Origin of the sequence: Ferrovibrio terrae (genome assembly GCF_943372915.1) — a bacterium.
In the GTDB taxonomy this organism is placed as follows: Bacteria; Pseudomonadota; Alphaproteobacteria; order Ferrovibrionales; family Ferrovibrionaceae; genus Ferrovibrio; species Ferrovibrio terrae_A.
Genome location: NZ_CALSAN010000001.1, coordinates 133,918 through 151,891 on the forward strand (window position 1 = coordinate 133,918; position 17,974 = coordinate 151,891).

Consider the following 17,974-nt stretch of genomic DNA (forward strand, 5'->3'; position numbering starts at 1 on the left):
GTCAATTGGTCTTGTCGATGGCGAAGAAGGTGTAGAACACCGCAAAGACCGCCAGCGCCAGGCCGAAAATCTGCATCGTGAAATCCACGGCCTGCGAGGCCATGACAATCCCCAGCAGCCCCAGAACGATCAGGAAGCCGGCCATCAGGGCATAGCCGAATGTGTCATCGTGTTTCATGTTTCCGTCCTTCGCGCAGCAGCGCATCCGCATCATCGAAAAGAATCCGGTTTCCGGCCGCGTTCAGGTCGTCGAACTGGCCGGCCGAAATCGCCCACAGGAAGCCCCAGATGCCGGCAAGGCCCAGCAGCAGCGCCACCGGGATCAGCAGCAGCAGGATGGTCATGGTGCCCTCCGCATGAAAACCGTCAGCCGCAGCGCGTTGAGCACCACCACCAGCGACGATGACGACATCGCGATGGCAGCAATCAGCGGCGTCACCAGACCGGCAATCGCCAGCGGCACGGCAAACAGGTTATAGACCAGCGAGAAGCCGATATTCTGCCGGCACAGGCGCTGGCTGTGCCCGGCGACATCGAGGAATTCAATCACGGCCGCCAGTTTGTCGCCCTGGAATACCGCATCGGCCGCATTCTGCGCGATATCCATGCCAGTGGCCGGCGACAGCGAAGCATCGGCATGGCCCAGCGCCGGCGCATCATTCAGCCCGTCGCCCACCATCAGCACGCGATGGCCCTGCTGTTTCAGGGCCAGGATATGCTCGGCCTTCTGCGTCGGCGTCACCTCGGCCCGCCAGTCGCTGATACCCAGCGTCTGGGCCACGGTGGCGGCAGCATCGGTATGGTCACCGGACAGCATGATCACGCGGCGGCCGTCGCGGCGCAGCATGTCGACCACCGCTGCGGCATCGGCGCGCAGTTCGTCGCGGAAGCGGAAGCGATAGGGCGTCTGGCTGGGCTGCGCCAGCCACAGCTCGCTGCAGCCATCGCGGTCCTGCGGTGTGGCGCCGACAAAGCGCGCATTGCCAAGGCGGATTTCGCCTTCGGCACTGCGCAGGATCAGGCCCTGGCCGGGACATTCCTGCACCTCGGCCGGCTGCACCGTGCCGCCATGGGCATCGACCAGCGCGACGCAGAGCGGATGCCGGCTGCGCATGGCCATCGCCGCCGCCAGCGGCAACAAAGCCTGTCCCCGGGCATCTGCCGCCAGCAGGCGCGGGTGACCGAGCGTGAGCGTGCCGGTCTTGTCGAAGATCACGGTGTCGATGGCAGAGGCGCGTTCCAGCGCAGTGGCGGATTTGAGCAGGATGCCGCCGCGCATCAGCCGGCTGCTGGCGACCACCTGCACCACCGGCACGGCAAGGGCCAGCGCGCAGGGGCAGGTGATGATCAATACGGCGGCGGAAATCAGCACAGCGGCGCGCCAGTCGGCGTCACCCAGCAGCATCCAGCCGGCAAAGCTGAGCAGGGCCGTGACATGCACCACCGGCGCATACCAGCGCGCCACCTGTTCGGCCAGGCGCACGAAGCGGCTGCGGTTCTGCTCGGCGCTTTCCAGCAGGCGCGTCATCTCGCCCACCAGGGTTGCCGGACCCACAGCCGTGACCCGCAGGGTCAGTGGTGCATCGATATTCAGGGCACCGGCATAGACCATGGCCCCCGGTTGCACGGCCTGGGGCAGGCTTTCACCGCTCAGCAGGCTGGCATCGATCGACGAGCTGCCATTCTGAACAATGCCGTCGACGCCGATCCGCTCGCCGGCGGCAACCAGCACAAGATCATTCAGCGCCACGCGGCTGGCTGGACGCTGTACGCTGCCGGTTGCCGTCAGCACGGTGACGGGACGCGTGGTCAGCGCCAGCAGCTGCTGGGCCGTCCGCCGGGCAAAGCCGCGCGCGCGCAGGTCGAGATAGCGGCCAACCAGCAGGAAGAACAGCAGGGTGACGGCGGCATCGAAATAGGCATGCGGCCCGGAGCGCACCACTTCTGCCATGCTGACGACCACAGCGAGGGTGACACCGATCGAGATCGGCACATCCATATTGGTGCGGCGATGCCGCAGGGCATTCAGCGCAGAACGGAAAAAGGGCTGGCCGGCATAGGCAATCGCCGGCACCGCCAGCAGGCCCGAGATCAGGTGGAACAGGTCGCGGGTGTGGCTGCCCATGCCATCGACATGACCCGACCACACCGAGACCGACAGCAGCATGATGTTGGCAGCCGCAAAACCGGCCACCGCCATGGCGCGCAGCAGGCCGCGCTCCTCGGCGGCCGTCTCGCTTTCCAGGGCCGAAACATCGACCGGGCGGCAGCGATAGCCAAGCTGCATGACCCTGTGCACCAGCCGGCCGGCATCGGCATCCGTGCCGCGCCATTCGATGGTCAGCCGCTGCGTGGACGATGACAGGCGCGCACTGGTGACAGCGGCATCCGCCTGCAGCGCATGTTCGATCAGCCACAGGCAGGCGGCGCAATGCATGTCGCCGACCAGTACCGACAGGCGCCAGCGCCCATCGGGCAGCGCCGTGCTGAATTCCCGCCAGTCGGTGCTGTCATCCGCCGCAACAGCAACCGGAGCTGCCGCATTGCGCAGCCGGTAATACTGCTCCAGGCCCAGGCCGGTGATCAGGGCATTGGCACTGGCGCAGCCGGTGCAGCAGAAACGGTCGTTACCGCGCGCAGGTTCGCCGCAATGCAGGCAGGTGGCGGCCTGCACCCGCGGCGATGACAGCGCCTGCAGCACCTCGGTCGCCATCACGGCACCTGGATACGATCGGCGGCGATAAAGCTCTGCTCACCACGGCTGGCAACCAGGCGAAGGTCCCACAGGCCCTGACGCGGCAGCGTGACCGATGCGGCATAGACACCGCCGCCACGATCCTGCAGCGTCACGCTCTGAACCGGCAGCTTTTCCACCGGGCGGTCGAGCGTCGCCGTCACCGACAGGCCGCCAAGCGCAAGGCCGGCCTGATCGGTCCACTGCACCTGCAGCAGCACCGAACCGTCGGCATTGGCGCCGACCGTCACGACATGGCGCCAGTTCAGCTGGCGCTGAGCTGCCAGGGTTTTCAGATTCGCATTGTATTCCGCGCCCTTGGTGTAGGGATGCGCCACCACCAGGCCACTGAAGGTTCGGGTCGCGGCGATGATCAGCACCGCGTTGACCGCAACCACCACCAGGAAGCCGATGATGAACAGCGAGGGGATCCAGCGTTGCCTGATCATTGTTTTCAGCATGGCGACCTCACTGGGGCTCGGCGAACTGCGTGCGTATGCGGGCGACTTCGCGGCCGGCGCCGTCACGCAGCACGAAATCGAACTGCTGCAGATCGGTGCCGCTGCGCCGCCGGGGCTTGGCGACGAAGACATGATGATCGGCGCTGGCATCGGAATGCACGGAAAGCCTGAGAACCCCGTGACGGCCCGGTGCCCCGGCCTGGAACATCTGCGCCCCGGCCAGGCCTTCGACGACCAGTTGCAACTCGGCCGGGTCATGCGTGCGGTTGGTGACCCGCACGGAATAGCCATTGCGGATGCTGCCATCGGACAGGGTGACATGCAGGGGCGCGCGATCCTGCTGCACCGCCATGACAAAATCCTTGCGGATGGCCAGCGTCACGACCATCACGGCGCCGACCAGCACCAGCAGGGCGGCATAGAGCGCCGTGCGCAGGCGCACCAGTTTGAGAATCGTGGGCTTGCCTTCGGCGCGGCGCTGCATGTTCTCCAGCGACACGAAGTCGATCAGCCGCTCTGGCCGCTCGACCTTTCGCATCATGTCGTCGCAGGCATCGATGCACAGGGCGCAGCCGATGCATTCGAGCTGCGGGCCGTTGCGGATATCGATACCGGTGGGGCAGACATGCACACAGGCTTGGCAATCGATACAATCGCCCCGGCCGTCCCAGCTGTCGCCGGCCTTGTGCTTGCCGCGGGTTTCGCCGCGCCAGCCCTGGTAGCTGACGATCAGGGAATGTTCGTCCTGCATCGCCGCCTGAAACCGCGGCCACGGACACATATAGGTGCAGACCTGTTCGCGCGCCCAGCCGGCCAGCACATAGGTGGTGAGCGTGAACAGGCCGAAAAAGAAATAGGTGGCCAGCGACGCAGCGCCGGTGAAAATTTCACGGGTGACGGTGGGGGCATCCTGGAAATACATGATCCAGGCGCCACCGGTGGCCGCCGACACCAGCAACCACAGGCTATGCTTTGCGGTCTTGCGCAGCAGCTTGTTGACCGACAGCGGCTGGGCGTCCAGCCGGATGCGCGCGTTGCGGTCGCCCTCGATCCAGCGTTCGACCGCCATGAACAGATCGGTCCACACCGTCTGCGGGCAGGTATAGCCGCACCAGACGCGGCCATAGAGCGCTGTGGCCAGGAACAGGGCGACGGCGCCGAGAATCAGCAGGCCGGTGATATAGTAGATTTCCTGCGGCCAGATCTCGAGGTTGAAGAGATAGGCGCGCGGTGCCGACATATCGAGCAGCAGCGCCTGGTTCGGCGAATCGGGTCCGCGATTCCAGCGCAGCCAGGGCAACAGGTAATAGACGGCCAGGCACAGCACCAGCACCGCCCATTTGACCATGCGGAACGGGCCACGCACCGCACGCGGATAGACCTTTACATGGTCGGCATACAGCGATGGCGCGAAGACGCCGAGCACAGCCTCGTCACGAGCGACGGGGCTGGCTTGGATCGGGGCATCTGGCGGCATGGCATTCACCCTGGCCTCTTTTACTACTCACCGCCACCCAGTGAATGTACGTAGACCGCCAGCATCTTGATGGTGGCGTCGTCCAGGCGGCCGGTCCAGGCCGGCATGACGCCGTTGCGCGACTGCGCGATGGTCTGGATCAGCGCCGCCCGGTCATTGCCATAGAGCGAGATCTTGTCGGTCAGGTTGGGCGCACCCAGTTCGCGGTTGCCCTTGCCGGCCGGGCCATGGCAGACGGCGCAGTTCTCGGCAAACACCGTGGCGCCATGCGGGCTGGCGGTGCGGCCGGCCGCGATGGCCTCCACATGATCGGCCACCGCCTCGATATCCTTCGGCTTCAGGATGCCATCGGCGAGGAAACGCGGCATCTGCGAGACGCGGGTATCCTCATGCATGCCACGAATGCCGAAGCGGATGGTCTTCTCGATCTCGGCCAGCTGGCCGCCCCAGAGCCAGTCGTCATCGGCCAGATTCGGATAACCCTTGGTGCCCATGCCGCCGGACTGGTGGCAGCCGGCGCAATTCTCGGCGAACAGCACGCGGCCGCCGGCGATGGAAAAGCGATAGAGATCCGCGTCGGCCTTCACCTCTTCGATGGAGACATCGCGGATACGGGTGCGATAGGCCGCCTGGCTGTCGGCCGCCTTCTGCAGGTTATCGGCCACTTCCTGGCGCTGGCTGTAGCCCAGAACGCCGCTGAAATACGACCGGAAGCCCGGCACGCTGGGATAGAGCACCGACCAGATGATGGCGAAGACGACGGTGACATAGAAGGTATACAGCCACCATTTCGGCAGCGGGTTGTTCAGCTCCTGGATACCGTCCCATTCATGGCCGGTGGTTTCCGTGCCCTGATTCGGGTTCTGCGGAGTCTTGGCCATGCTCACTGATCCTTTGCCAGATGCTGCGCATCGCGCAGCGGAATCTCACCGCGTGCCGCCCAGGTGGCGCGGCGTGAAGGCCACATCGTCCAGATGATGAGGCCGACGAAGACGACGAAGAACCAAACGGTCCACAGCGACTTCAGCCAGGGGTAATGTTCGAGAAGTGTGGTCATGCTGCCCTCACTGACGCAGGCCGCCGGGCTGCGTGCGGTCGAAATCGACCAGCCGCCCCAGCATCTGCAGATAGGCCACCAGCGCGTCCATCTCGGTCAGCCGCGCGGGGTTGCCGTCGAAATCGCCGACCGCCGCCTTGGGATAGCGGGCCAGCAGGCCATCGGTATCGGCATCGGGATCCGCCTGCGCGGCGATGTCGGCCTTGGCCGCGGCGATCATTTCGTCGCTGTAGGGCACGCCGACCGTGCGCAGAGCCTTGAGGTGCTGCGCGATATCGGCCGGATCGACCGGCTTCTGCGCCAGGAAGGCATAGGACGGCATGATCGACTGCGGCACCACGGCACGCGGATCGATCATATGCGCGACATGCCATTCATTCGAATACTTGCCGCCGATGCGCGCCAGATCGGGGCCGGTACGCTTCGAGCCCCACTGGAAGGGATGGTCGTACATGCTTTCGGCCGCCAGGCTGTAATGGCCATAGCGCTCGACTTCATCGCGCAACGGCCGGATCTGCTGGCTGTGGCAGAGATAGCAGCCTTCGCGGATGTAGATGTTGCGGCCGGTGAGTTCGAGCGGCGAGTAGGGCCGCATGCCTTCCACGCGCTCGATGGTGGTCTCGATGGTGAACAGCGGCACGATCTCGACCAGGCCGCCGATGGCGACGGTGATCAGGGTGAGTACACCGAGCAGGATGGTGTTGCGTTCGATGGTGGTGTGCTTGATGAACATGACAGCCTCGCTTAAGCCGCTACTGCGGGCTGTGTGTAACGCGGCAGAACATCCTCGTTGCGGAGGTCACCGCGCATCGTGCGCCACAGGTTGTAGACCATGATGAGAGAGCCGCTCAGGAAGAAGATGCCGCCCAGGGCACGGATAACGTAGAAGGGCTGCATCGCCTGCACGGTTTCGATGAAGGAATACTGCAGGAAGCCGAGATGATCATAGGCGCGCCACATCAGGCCCTGCATGATACCCGACACCCACATGGAGGTGATGTAGAGCAGGATGCCGATGGTGGCGATCCAGAAGTGCAGTGACACCAGGCGGATCGAATAGAGCCGCTCGCGCTTCCACAGCACCGGCACGATGTAATACAGCATGCCGAAGGTGATGAAGGCGTTCCAGCCCAGCGCACCGGAATGCACATGGCCGATGGTCCAGTCGGTGTAATGGCTGAGCGCATTGACCTGGCGGATCGACATCACCGGGCCCTCGAAGGTGGCCATGCCATAGAAGGCGACGGCAGCGACCGAGAAGCGCAAGGCTGGATCGGTGCGCAGCTTGTCCCAGGCGCCCGACAGCGTCATCAGGCCGTTGATCATGCCGCCCCAGGACGGCATCCACAGCATGATCGAGAAGACCATGCCCAGCGTGGCAGCCCAGTCGGGCAGCGCGGTGTAATGCAGATGATGCGGGCCGGCCCAGATATAGAGGAAGATCAGCGACCAGAAATGCACGATCGACAGGCGGTAGGAATAGATCGGGCGGTCAGCCTGCTTGGGGATGAAGTAATACATCATCGCCAGGAAGCCGGCGGTGAGGAAGAAGCCCACCGCGTTATGCCCATACCACCACTGGGTCAGCGCATCCTGTACGCCGGCAAAGGCGGAATAGCTCTTGGTGCCGACGATGGAGACCGGCATCGACAGGTTGTTGACGATATGCAGCATCGCCACGGTGATGATGAAGGCCAGGTAGAACCAGTTGGCGACATAGATATGCGGCTCTTCGCGGCGTATCAGGGTGCCGCCGAAGGCGATCAGATAGACGACCCAGACCAGCGTGAGCCAGAGGTCGGTGTACCATTCCGGCTCGGCATATTCCTTGCCCTGGGTGACACCCAGCACATAGCCCGAGGCGGCCAGCAGGATGAACAGCTGGTAGCCGAAGAACAGGAACCAGCCGATCGGCGCGCCACCGAACAGGCGGGCGCGGCAGGTGCGCTGGACGACATAGATCGAGGAGCCGAGCAGGGCATTGCCGCCGAAGGCGAAGATGGCAGCCGAGGTATGCACCGGTCGCAGGCGGCCGAACGTGGTCCATTCCAGGCCAAGGTTGAGGGCCGGGAAAGCCAGTTGCAGTGCGATATAGACACCGGCCGTGAAGGCGATGACGCCCCAGAAGATCGTCGCGATCATGAAGGCGCGAACCACCTCTTCGACATAGGGCTCGAACGTGCGGTTCGCATAGGGCTGGTTGGCAGCAATGGCCGTCATGGGGGCTCCCGAAACTGATGCGCCGGTCTGGCGACGCGGGGCCATCATGCAATTTCGACGGACTACGACATTGATGCAGGTCAATGGGCGCCGGGCCGTATCGGGGCAGTATGTCGCAGTTGCTGTGACCGAATGCCGCAGAGAGGCTCGCATGAGCACTGACACCGAAACCCGGGCTGCCGCCCAGATCCGCATTATCCCGAGCGACCAACCCTGGCTGTGGCTGCAACAGGGCTGGCGCGACATGGTGGCGGCCCCTGCCGTCAGCCTGGCCTATGGCGCCACCATCGTGCTGCTGAGCTGGGTGCTGGCCGGCGTGCTGTCGGTCGCCGACTGGACCTGGGCAGTGCTGCCGATGGCCGGCGGCTTCCTGCTGGTCGCGCCTTTCATTGCGGTCGGGCTGTATGAATGCAGCCGGCGGCTGCAAGCGGGCCAGCCCGTCACCCTGCGCGACACCGTCAACGTCTTCCTGGGCAATCCGCGCATTGCCTATTTCGGCATCGTCTTGCTGTTGCTGCACTTCGCCTGGATGCGCGCTGCTATGCTGTGGTTTGTGCTGTATTTCCATGGCGGCACGCCGCCGCTGGGGCAGATTCCGCTCTACCTGCTCGATCCGGTCAACCTGCCCTTCCTGATTGTCGGCACCGCCATGGGTGGCGGCTTCGCACTGCTGACCTTTGCCATTTCAGCCGTGTCGCTGCCACTGCTGCTGGACCGCGATATTGATGTGATTTCTGCGATCCTGCTGAGCGTGCGCGCGGTGCTGGCCAACCCGAAGGCGATGCTGCTCTGGGCCGGCCTGATCGCGCTGTTCACCTTTGTCGGCCTCGTCACCTTCTTCTTCGGGCTGGGGCTGCTGTTTCCGTTGGTGGCGCATGCCAGCTGGCATGCCTATCGCGACCTGGTCGGTTAGGCAGACGCCGTCAGCCAGCGCAGCGCCAGCAGGATCAGCAGCACGGCGTTCAGCAGCAGGACCGGCACCAGCAGGCGCTGCAGTCCGCGCCGCCAGCGCTGGCCGGCCGCCGCACCCAGAAACCCGACAATCAGCAACCCCGGCATGGTGCCCAGCGTGAAGGCGGCCATGCCGAGTGCGCCGGCCTGCCAGCTGCCGCTCGCCCCGGCCAGCAGCAGGGCCGAATACAGCAGGCCACAGGGCAGGAAGCCGAGCGCAAGGCCAAGGCCGTAACCCTGCAGGCCGACCGGCTGGCGGAACAGCGGACCCAGCCGCGCAAGCCACCAGTGGCGCAGGGCGGCGGCACCACTGCCACTGCCACTGCCACTGCCACTGCCACTGCCCTGCGCGATCAGCTGCGTCGAGGCGAACACCAGCAGCAGCGCGGCCGCAAACAACAACGCCAACGCCGGCAGATAGCCCTGCACCGTCAGCCGGCCGGCGCCGCCGGCCAGGCCGGCCGCCGCAGCGCCGAGCAAGGTGTAAGTGGTGGCGCGGCCCGCATGATAAGGCAGCAGCGCCATGCCACGCAGGCGGGTGAAGACCGTGGCCTGCGCCAGCGGCAGCGTCGCCAGACGGCTGCCGACCTGGCCGAGCACGAAGGGCCCGCACATGCCGGCGCAATGCACGGCGCCACCGACGAGGCCGAGCAGCAGCATGCCGAGCGGATGCGATACCGGCAGCCAGGCGGCAAGCCCGCTGCCATGCAGCGCCATTGTACAAGCCGAAAGGAAATCCGCCCAGGAGTCCACCATCGGTGCACCATAGCCGGCAGAGACCAGGCGACCTTGATCCGGATCAAAGAAATATCCGTGCCCGGTCTTTTGGGATTGCCAACCCCGGCCGGCCCTTTCACTGTGTTGCCGGCTCCCTCTGCTGCAGGGCATGGTGCAGCGCAGTGCAGCACAGACGGCGCAGCGTGCTGCGCAAGACAGCGTGGAGCGGCCAAAACCTCGGCAAGTGGCTCAGAAAAGCGCCAACATGTTTTAGATATGAAAATATGTATTTTCATATTTATTCGATGTGGTAGCGTGTCGCCAGACACTGTCCTGCTGCGCAAGAGCTGAGTGTTTCAGGCGTCGGTTCGACGGCCGGGTGCAAGGCCAGCCGGTGCAGCGGGGAACGGGATCTTACTGGACGATTTTCCAACAGGGGGAATGGCATGAAAAAGGTCGCTTGCGCAGTTTTCGCCTCGGTTACGGCATGGGCTGTCTTCCCGGTGCCCGCCCAGGCACAGGAAACCATCCGGGTCGGCTGGACCATCCCGGCGGAAGAATCCAAATACTGGATGATGCGGCGACCGACGGAATTCGCCGATCTGGGCAAGACCTACAAGATCGAATGGGTGCAGTTCCAGGGCACCGCACCGATGGTGCAGGCCATGGCCGCCGGCGCGCTGGACTGCTCGACGCAGTCGGTGCTCTCGGCCGCCCAGGGCGCCATCGAAGCCAACCTGCAGACCTATATCGTCGCTCAGCATGTCTCGGAAAAGCCGGGCAGCTTCTCGGTCTACTGGGCGGTGAAGGATGATTCGCCGATCAAGACCGTCGCCGACATCAAGGGCAAGAGCGTCGGTACCAATGTGTTCGGTTCCGGCATCCTCGGCCCGATGGCCATGCTGCTCAAGCGCAACGGCCTCGACATGGAGAAGGATATCAAGCTGGTGGAAACCGGGTTCCCCGGCTCGGAAGATGCGATCCGCAGCGGCCGCGTCGATGTCGGCGTGCTGAACCAGCCGTTCGCCGCCCGTGCTGAAGCCAAGGGCGGCCTGCGCAAGCTGTTCTCATTGTCGGACCAGCAGCAGAATATCGTCCATATCATGGAAGTCTGCCGCAAGGACTTCGTCGACAAGAAGCCGGACCTGGCCAAGCTCTACATCCGCGACATCACCAGCGGCATGAAGAAGGCCCTGGCCAATCGCGCCGAGACCCTGAAGGTGGTGTCGGAAGTGACCAAGGCCCCGGTCGAGGTGCTGGACACCTATCTGCTGAAGCCGAACGACTTTGCCCGCGACGAGAATGCTCGCCCGAATTTCGAGGGCGTGCAGGCCATGCTCGACATCTATGCCCAGACCGGCATGCTGTCGCGCAAGCTGGATGTGTCGACGATGCGTCACCCGACCATGGTGGCGCCCATTCAATGATGCTGTCTCCGGGTCTTGTGAGGAAGGAGCCAGTTTCCGCAGTGTCAGAGAGCGCGATCCAGATTGCCGGGGTGTCGAAGGAATTCGGCACCACCCGGCATGCGCGCCATCTGGCCCTGTCGGACATTTCCGCAGACATCCCCGAGGGTCAGTTCGTCTCGATCCTCGGACCTTCGGGCTGCGGCAAGTCGACTCTGCTTTATATCGTTGGCGGCTTTGTCGCCCCGACCGGCGGCACCGTCACAGTCGGCGGCCGGCCGGTCACCGGCCCCGGCCCGGATCGCGGCCCGGTATTCCAGGAATTCGCGCTGTTTCCGTGGAAGACCGTAATCGGCAACGTGATGTATGGTCTGCGCCAGCAGGGCGTGGGCCGCGCCGAAGCCCGCGAAAAGGCGGCAGCCCTGCTGCGCCGCGTGCATCTGGCCGAATACGAGAATTTCTATCCCAAGGAACTGTCGGGCGGCATGAAGCAGCGCGTGGCGATTGCCCGCACGCTCGCCTATGACCCGAAAATCCTGCTGATGGACGAGCCCTTCGGCGCGCTGGACGCGCATACCCGCACGACCCTGCAGAATGACCTGCTGAACCTGTGGGAACGCGACCGCAAGACGGTGCTGTTCGTCACCCATGGCGTAGATGAAGCGGTGTATCTGTCGGACCGCGTGATCGTGATGACGCGCTCGCCCGGCCGCATCAAGGCCATTGTCGATATCGACCTGCCGCGGCCGCGCCAGCGCGCGGATCTTCTGCTCAACCGCCGCTACCAGGAATATATCGTCGAGATCGAGCGGATGATCGAAAGCCCGCCGGAGCAAGCCTGAACATGCGGCAGTTGCTCTACCTGCCGGGCGTGCCGCCGCTGCTGGCCTGCATCGGCCTGCTGGCACTCTGGGAGGCTGGCGCCTGGCTGCTGCAGGTCAATGGCCTGCCGCCGGCCTCTGCCGCCCTGCGCGAAGTGCCCGCCATCCTGGGTGACCGTGAATCGCTGCTGCATATCCTCGATTCCCTGCGCCGCATGGTGCTGGGCTTTGGCCTCGCGCTTATGGTGACCATTCCGCTCGGCCTGCTGATGGGGCGCTTCCGCAGCGTCGCCGCCACCGCCAATCCGCTGCTGATGGTGATCTATCCGGTGCCGAAAGCGGCGCTGATGCCGATCATCATGCTCTGGCTCGGCATCGGTGATGCCTCGAAGATCCTGGTGATCTTTCTCGGCGTCAGCCTGCCGGTGATCTATCACAGCTACCAGGGTGCGCGCGCCGTCGATGAAAAGCTGCTGTGGTCGGCGGCCGCCATGGGCCTGGGCCCGGTGGCACGGCTGTTCCGCATCGTGTTGCCGGCGGCGGCGCCGGAAATATTCGTCGGCTGCCGCACCGGCCTGGTCCTGGCGCTGATCACCATGATTACCAGCGAGATGATTGCGCGCCAGAGCGGCGCCGGTAACATCCTGTTCAACGCGCTCGACATGGCGCAGTACGAAACCGTCTATGCCATGATCATCGTGATCGGCCTGCTCGGCATCGTGCTGGATGCCGGTTTCGAGCGGTTGCGCCTCTTGCTGATCGCCTGGTCCGAACCACGCCAGGATTTCGCGGTGGGAGGCGGCTGATGTGGGCGCAGCGTAGCCGCGACATCCTGCTGGGACTATGCCCGATCGTAGTGCTGATCGGCCTGTGGCATGGCATCGCCGTCAGCGGCATGGCCCCACCATCGCTGTTGCCGTTACCGGCCACGGTATTCTGGCGCCTGGTGCAGCAGGTGCAGTCGCCCACCTTCCTCGGCCATGCCGGCATCACGCTGGCGCGCCTGTTCAGCGGCTTCTTGCTGGCCCTGGTGATCGGCGTGTCGATCGGCGTGTTCGCGGCGGTGAACCGCCAGCTGGGCGCCATGATGCGGCCGATCGTGCGCGTGCTGGCGCCGGTGCCCAAGGTGGCCCTGGTGCTGGTCGATGCGCTGTTCCCGATCCTGCTGGCGACCTATTTCGGCGCGCTCGCGGTGGAACCCAAACTGGTCTGGTCGGCACGCGCCGCCGGCGCCTCGCCGCTGAAATGCGTGTTCACCGTGATCCTGCCGGCCGCGCTACCCTCGATCCTCACCGGCTGCCGCATCGGCCTGGTGATTTCCTGCATCGTGGTGTTCCTGGCCGAGATGATTACCTCGACCGACGGGCTGGGCCATCTGCTGGTGCGCGCCTCGCGCAGCTTCCAGACCGTCGACATGTTCGTGCCGCTGATCAGCATTTCCGTGCTCGGCCTGCTGCTCAATGCCGGACTCAACCTGCTGCGGCAGCGGCTGCTGGCCGGCTTCCCGGCCGAAAACTAAGCCTTGACTTTTGGCGCCGCCTTGCCGCGGCGCGGCGCCTTGGCGGCTTTTGGCGCGACATCTTCGCGATAATGGATCAGCAGGTCGAGCGCGCGCTTGATGGTGGCGCGTTCGCTTTCCGACAGCGGCCCAAGAATACTGGCTTCATGCGCCTTGGCGGCGGCCAGCGCCGGCGCGACACGGCGCCGGCCCTTGTCGGTCAGGTCGATGAAGACACGGCGGCGATCATGGCGGTCGGCACGACGCGCCACCAGACCATCGGCCTCCATGCGGTCGAGGATCTTGGTGATGCGCGGCTGCTTCATGATGGTCATGGCGGCGAGATCGGAAACCGACATGCCGTTGGCATCGCTCAGCGAGGCCAGCACGCGCCAGAACGGCACCGACAGCTTCCAGTTCTTCAGCGCCAGATGGAATTCTTCCGATACGATATGGCTGGCCCGCGCCAGCAGATAGGCGAGATAGGTGCTGGCAAAGCCGCCGCGCGTGGCAGGATCACGTGATTCTCTGAGCGGCTTCGCCATTGCGGGATCAATCCGGAAGTACAGGAGGCCGGGCCAGGCCAAAGGTCTTCAGCAATATGGCAAAGGCTTCCAGCCGTTCCAAGCGGTAGGCCTTCACATCCAGGGTGTCGTAATCGAGGAAGCCCTTGCCGGTCTTCAGGCCGATACGGCCTTCCTGCATGTTGCGCTCGATGATCGGCGGTGCGGCATAGCGCTGGTCGCCCAGGGCCTGGGTCAGGTAGCGGCTGGCGTAATACAGGATATCGCCGCCGCCCCAGTCGATGAATTCCAGCAGGCCGAGCACGGCAAAGCGGAAGCCGAATCCGTATTTGATCGCCTTGTCGATCTCGGCGGCCGAGGCCACGCCTTCCTCGACCATGCGGGCGGCCTCGTTCATCGCCAACGCCTGGATGCGCGGCACGATGAAACCCGGCCGCGCCGCACAGATCACCGGGATCTTGCCGATCGATTCCAGCAGGGCCTTCAGCGCGGCGGTGACGGCCGGATCGGTCTTGGCGCCGGGCGAGAGCTCGACCAGCGGCACCAGATAGGCCGGATTGAGCCAGTGCGCATTGAGAAAGCGTTGCGGATGCACGATGGCGCCTGACAGATCATCAACCAGGATCGTCGAGGTGGTGGAAGCGATGATCGCATCGGGCCGGGTGCGGGCCGAAGCCTGCGCCAGGATCTCGCGCTTCAGCTCCAGGATTTCCGGCACGCCCTCGAACAGGATATCGGCCGCGCCCAGCGCCGCATCGGCCTGGTCATGCGCCACCACATGGATGCGGCCGGCAATGATGTCGATGGCTTCTGCACCCAGCAGGCCGATCTTGGCCAGATCGCCCAGCGTGTTGCGGATTTCGGCTTCCGCCTCGTCAGCGAGGCGGACGAAATCCTCTGGCGCACGCGTCTTGATATCGATCAGATCGACCTGGTGGCCGGCATAGGCGAAGACCACAGCGATGCCGCGGCCCATGCGGCCAGCACCCAGACTGGCAATGCGCGCGGTCATCGGAAGCCTTCCTGCAGCAGGGCCTGCAGCTTTGCCTTGTCATAGGCACCAAAGCCGAGGCTGGCCAGCGTGCGGCCGGTTTCAAGGAAATTCTGGCCGCAGATCGCCGAGGCGATGGCGAGGAAGCCGCGCACCAGCGGCGTCTGCACGCCAGCCAGCGCACCGGCCGAGGCCAGGAAGGACAGGCCGATGCGGGTGTCTTCCAGCATGTAGCGATGTTCGGTCAGCACCAGATGCTCGCGCCAGTCGCCGGAGTCGGTAAGCTTGTCATGCGAGCCGCGACCATACATCCATTCCGCACCCTGCTTGGCATAATGATCGGCCAGCGGAAAATGTGGGCCGTCGTAACCCAGCGCGACGCGGATGGCGATGCGCTCGGCATCCAGCGCATCGGTGACACGGCGGATGGCAGGCTGCGTGCCTTCCTTGTGAATGTCCCAGCGCTCGAAATGCTCGATCGGGCCGGCATTCATCATGATCAGTGGTGGATGGATGATCGGGCCGGCATTCATCAGCGCACCCGACAGCGCATCGCCGCAATCCGACACCACGCCGGGAAAGGCCTTGTTCATCACGGCGAGCGCATGGGTCGCACGGTGGCGCGGGAAAATCCCGGTCGGCAGGTATTTGGCGCGCGTGGTGATGGCGACCGTATGCGGACCATGCTTGCGTGTGAGCCAGGGCAGCGTGCCGGTCTCGGCGAAGGCAACGGCGGCGCGGTTGCCGCTGTCCCAGGCCGCCTTGGCGAAGATCATCGCGCCGAAGGTGCCGGGTGGCAGGAACACCACCTGACCATCGGTCAGATGCGGCGCTAGCGTGGCGGCGATATCAGCCTGGGCGAAGGCCGGTGCCGGACACAGGATCAGCTCGGCCCCGTCGATGGCAGCGGCGATGTCGGTGGTGACAGCCGCCAGAACAGCTGTGCGCTCGCCGCTGAAATCCTTGACGGTAATGCGGTTTCCCGCGGCGCGATGGGCCTCGACCGCAGGCTTGTCGCGGCGCCAGAGGCGGACCTCATGGCCTGCCAGCGCGAAATCGCCGGCCGCTGCAAAAGATCCGTTGCCACCGCCCAGTACCGCAATCCGCATACCGCTCTCCTCTGGATGTCGCCGCTCTTTTATACTGTGGCCGGCTTTTCCGTGCGGCCGGCTATAAGCCCTTATATCTGATTATTTTAATCATAAAAGAATTCTTTTTCATATAAATTTTCCATGCTATCGTGAGCCCGAAAGTACAGGTTCGGGGAGACGAGCACCATGATCGCGGATCGCATCGAAGCCAAGTGGATTGCGGCTTTCGTGGAAGTCCTCAAGCTCTGCAAGGTGACGCCGGGCGAGACCGCGGCGATCCTCTCGGAGACCCAGTCGCGCAGCCTGAATGTGCATCTGACAGAGCTGGCGCTGCTGCAGCTGGGCGCGCGCCCCTTCCATGTCATCCTGCCGACGCCGGCACAGACCGCACCGGTGCCGGTGCGCTCCACCGGCGCCAGCACGGCCATTCAGGGCCTGGAGCCGGCCGTGGCGGCGCTGTCGGCCAGCGGCATCGTGCTCGACCTGACCGTCGAAGGCCTGCTGCATGCCAAGGAGCTGCCGGCGATCCTGGGCAAGGGCGCCCGCGTGCTGATGATCTCGAACGAACATCCCGATGCGCTGGAACGCCTGGCGCCCGATCCGGCACTGGAAGCCGAAGTCAAAGCCGCGGTGAAGGCTTGCAAGGCCGCGACCACCATGACGGTGGTGAGTGCCGCCGGCACCAACCTGACTGTGACCATGGCCGGCGCGCGCACTGCCGGCGTCTGGGGCTGGTGCGATCGGCCCGGCACACTGGCGCATTGGCCCGGCGGCGTCGTGGTCGCCTTCCCCAAGGCCGGTTCGGTGAATGGCAAGCTGGTGCTCGATGCCGGTGACATCAACCTTACCTTCAAGCGCTATCTCGAACGTCCGGTCGCCCTGACGCTGGAAAACGACTATGTCGTCGACATTGCCGGCGAAGGCACCGATGCCGAGCTGATGCGCCGCTACATGGCCGCCTGGGGCGACCGCGAGGCCTATGCGGTCAGTCATGTCGGCTGGGGCCTCAATCCCAAGGCGCGTTACGAAGCCATGGCGATGTATGACCAGCGCGATTTCAACGGCACGGAACTGCGGGCCTTTGCCGGCAATTTCCTGTTCTCGACCGGCGCCAACGAATTCGCCAACCGCTACACCGAAGGCCATTTCGACATGCCGGTGCGCAACTGCACGATTGCGCTGGATGGCCGCATCGTCGTCGACAAGGGCACTCCGGTCAGGCCGGCGGCATGACAACCGAGATCTACCTGCGCGCCGGCAACGGCATCCCGGTCATCTTCCTGCATGGCATCGGCGGTGCCGCGCGGCTGTGGCAGGCGCAGCTGGAAAGCTTCTCCGCTGCCGGTTTTTCTGCCGTGGCGCTCGATCTGCCCGGGTATGGCAACCGCCCGCCGGTGGGCGATATCAGCTTCGATGCCTATGCCGAGGATCTGGAAGCCCTGGTCGCCAGGCTGGGCCTCGACCGCCCGGTGCTGGTCGGCCATTCGCTCGGCGGCATGATCGCACAGACCGCACTGCGCCGCCGGCCAGACGGTTACCGCGCCGTGGCGCTGTCCGGCACCAGTCCGGCCTTTGGCAATGCGGGCGGCGATTTCCAGAAGCAGTTTCTGGCCGACCGCCTCGGCCCGCTGGATGCCGGCCGCAGCATGCAGGAGCTGGCGCCCAGCATCGTTGCCTCCATCATGGGGCCGCAGCCCGATCCGGCCGGCCGTGCGCAGGCGATCTCTGCCATGGGATCGACCTCGGAAGCCACCTATCGCGCCGCGATGCACTGCATCGTGAAATTCGACGAGCGCGCCAACCTGCCGGCCATCCGCGTGCCCGTGCTGTGTCTGGCCGGCGAGCATGACCGCAACGCGCCGGCGGCGATGATGGGGCGTATGGCCGGCAAGATTCCCGGTGCCCGCTATGTCTGCCTGGCCGGTGTCGGCCATCTGCCTAATCTCGAAGCGCCGCAGGCCTTCGATGCCGCGGTGCTCGGTTTCCTGAATACCGTCTGCCCCCCTTCGACCACGACCTGATCCAG

The 17,974-nt window shown here is 64.9% G+C and carries 20 protein-coding genes; 7 read left to right on the top strand and 13 right to left on the bottom strand.

Annotated elements, in window-relative coordinates; genetic code table 11:
* Window position 1: 1 nt before the first annotated feature.
* The 9 genes from AAG821_RS00680 to ccoN are packed head-to-tail and all read right to left on the bottom strand — an operon-like array spanning window position 2 to window position 7,949.
* Complete coding sequence (locus AAG821_RS00680; protein WP_341909004.1) at window positions 2-178, bottom strand: hypothetical protein; 177 nt, start codon at window positions 176-178, stop codon at window positions 2-4.
* Complete coding sequence (ccoS, locus tag AAG821_RS00685) at window positions 165-344, bottom strand: cbb3-type cytochrome oxidase assembly protein CcoS (RefSeq protein ID WP_341909003.1); 180 nt, start codon at window positions 342-344, stop codon at window positions 165-167. The genes AAG821_RS00680 and ccoS overlap by 14 nt, the downstream gene beginning before the upstream one ends.
* Complete coding sequence (locus AAG821_RS00690; RefSeq protein ID WP_341909001.1) at window positions 341-2,713, bottom strand: heavy metal translocating P-type ATPase metal-binding domain-containing protein; 2,373 nt, start codon at window positions 2,711-2,713, stop codon at window positions 341-343. Before AAG821_RS00690 ends, ccoS begins: the two co-directional genes overlap by 4 nt.
* Window positions 2,713-3,195, bottom strand: a complete 483-nt coding sequence (locus tag AAG821_RS00695; protein ID WP_341908999.1) for a FixH family protein — start codon at window positions 3,193-3,195, stop codon at window positions 2,713-2,715. The genes AAG821_RS00690 and AAG821_RS00695 overlap by 1 nt, the downstream gene beginning before the upstream one ends.
* A 7-nt stretch (window positions 3,196-3,202) precedes the next feature.
* Window positions 3,203-4,672 carry a cytochrome c oxidase accessory protein CcoG gene (gene ccoG, locus AAG821_RS00700; RefSeq protein ID WP_341908998.1) on the bottom strand — a complete coding sequence of 490 codons (1,470 nt, stop codon included), beginning with the start codon at window positions 4,670-4,672 and terminating at the stop codon, window positions 3,203-3,205.
* Between the two features lie 23 nt (window positions 4,673-4,695).
* Window positions 4,696-5,553: a cytochrome-c oxidase, cbb3-type subunit III gene (ccoP, locus tag AAG821_RS00705; RefSeq protein ID WP_341908996.1), complete on the bottom strand. Its 858-nt coding sequence runs from the start codon at window positions 5,551-5,553 to the stop codon at window positions 4,696-4,698.
* A gap of 2 nt (window positions 5,554-5,555) precedes the next feature.
* Entirely contained in the window at window positions 5,556-5,729 is a 174-nt protein-coding gene (locus AAG821_RS00710; protein WP_341908994.1) for a cbb3-type cytochrome c oxidase subunit 3, read from the bottom strand.
* A gap of 7 nt (window positions 5,730-5,736) precedes the next feature.
* Window positions 5,737-6,462, bottom strand: a complete 726-nt coding sequence (gene ccoO / locus AAG821_RS00715) for a cytochrome-c oxidase, cbb3-type subunit II (protein WP_341908992.1) — start codon at window positions 6,460-6,462, stop codon at window positions 5,737-5,739.
* Window positions 6,463-6,473: 11 nt separating this feature from the next.
* The gene (gene ccoN, locus AAG821_RS00720) at window positions 6,474-7,949 is read right to left on the bottom strand and encodes a cytochrome-c oxidase, cbb3-type subunit I (RefSeq protein WP_341908990.1); all 1,476 of its coding nucleotides are present in this window, start codon (window positions 7,947-7,949) and stop codon (window positions 6,474-6,476) included.
* 151 nt (window positions 7,950-8,100) lie between these two features.
* Here ccoN and AAG821_RS00725 point away from each other — a divergent pair, with 151 nt between their 5' ends.
* A complete protein-coding gene (locus AAG821_RS00725) occupies window positions 8,101-8,862 on the top strand; it encodes a DUF2189 domain-containing protein (protein WP_341908989.1) in 762 nt (253 codons plus the stop codon).
* Here the strand turns inward: AAG821_RS00725 and AAG821_RS00730 are convergent.
* Entirely contained in the window at window positions 8,859-9,617 is a 759-nt protein-coding gene (locus tag AAG821_RS00730) for a sulfite exporter TauE/SafE family protein (RefSeq protein ID WP_341908987.1), read from the bottom strand. The genes AAG821_RS00725 and AAG821_RS00730 overlap by 4 nt on opposite strands.
* Window positions 9,618-10,063: 446 nt before the next feature.
* Between AAG821_RS00730 and AAG821_RS00735 the strand changes: the two genes are divergently transcribed.
* From AAG821_RS00735 to AAG821_RS00750, 4 genes are read left to right on the top strand one after another with little or no spacing between them, the layout of a single operon-like run.
* The gene (locus AAG821_RS00735) at window positions 10,064-11,044 is read left to right on the top strand and encodes an ABC transporter substrate-binding protein (RefSeq protein WP_341908985.1); all 981 of its coding nucleotides are present in this window, start codon (window positions 10,064-10,066) and stop codon (window positions 11,042-11,044) included.
* A 41-nt stretch (window positions 11,045-11,085) separates the two neighbouring features.
* Window positions 11,086-11,865, top strand: coding sequence for an ABC transporter ATP-binding protein (locus AAG821_RS00740; protein ID WP_341908983.1), 780 nt, complete (start codon window positions 11,086-11,088; stop codon window positions 11,863-11,865).
* A gap of 2 nt (window positions 11,866-11,867) precedes the next feature.
* The gene (locus tag AAG821_RS00745; protein WP_341908981.1) at window positions 11,868-12,650 is read left to right on the top strand and encodes an ABC transporter permease; all 783 of its coding nucleotides are present in this window, start codon (window positions 11,868-11,870) and stop codon (window positions 12,648-12,650) included.
* Complete coding sequence (locus tag AAG821_RS00750) at window positions 12,650-13,363, top strand: ABC transporter permease subunit (protein WP_341908979.1); 714 nt, start codon at window positions 12,650-12,652, stop codon at window positions 13,361-13,363. Before AAG821_RS00745 ends, AAG821_RS00750 begins: the two co-directional genes overlap by 1 nt.
* On the opposite strand, the gene AAG821_RS00755 is transcribed toward AAG821_RS00750, so the two are convergent.
* The 3 genes from AAG821_RS00755 to AAG821_RS00765 are packed head-to-tail and all read right to left on the bottom strand — an operon-like array spanning window position 13,360 to window position 15,966.
* Window positions 13,360-13,887: a MarR family winged helix-turn-helix transcriptional regulator gene (locus tag AAG821_RS00755; RefSeq protein WP_341908976.1), complete on the bottom strand. Its 528-nt coding sequence runs from the start codon at window positions 13,885-13,887 to the stop codon at window positions 13,360-13,362. The genes AAG821_RS00750 and AAG821_RS00755 overlap by 4 nt on opposite strands.
* Before the next feature lie 7 nt (window positions 13,888-13,894).
* Window positions 13,895-14,878 carry a 3-hydroxybutyryl-CoA dehydrogenase gene (locus tag AAG821_RS00760; RefSeq protein ID WP_341908975.1) on the bottom strand — a complete coding sequence of 328 codons (984 nt, stop codon included), beginning with the start codon at window positions 14,876-14,878 and terminating at the stop codon, window positions 13,895-13,897.
* A complete protein-coding gene (locus AAG821_RS00765; protein ID WP_341908973.1) occupies window positions 14,875-15,966 on the bottom strand; it encodes an NAD/NADP octopine/nopaline dehydrogenase family protein in 1,092 nt (363 codons plus the stop codon). Before AAG821_RS00765 ends, AAG821_RS00760 begins: the two co-directional genes overlap by 4 nt.
* 168 nt (window positions 15,967-16,134) lie before the next feature.
* Between AAG821_RS00765 and AAG821_RS00770 the strand changes: the two genes are divergently transcribed.
* On the top strand, window positions 16,135-17,181 hold the full coding sequence (locus AAG821_RS00770; RefSeq protein WP_341908971.1) for a 2,5-dihydroxypyridine 5,6-dioxygenase: 1,047 nt from the start codon (window positions 16,135-16,137) through the stop codon (window positions 17,179-17,181).
* Window positions 17,178-17,969: an alpha/beta fold hydrolase gene (locus AAG821_RS00775; RefSeq protein ID WP_341908970.1), complete on the top strand. Its 792-nt coding sequence runs from the start codon at window positions 17,178-17,180 to the stop codon at window positions 17,967-17,969. The genes AAG821_RS00770 and AAG821_RS00775 overlap by 4 nt, the downstream gene beginning before the upstream one ends.
* Window positions 17,970-17,974 lie beyond the last annotated feature (5 nt).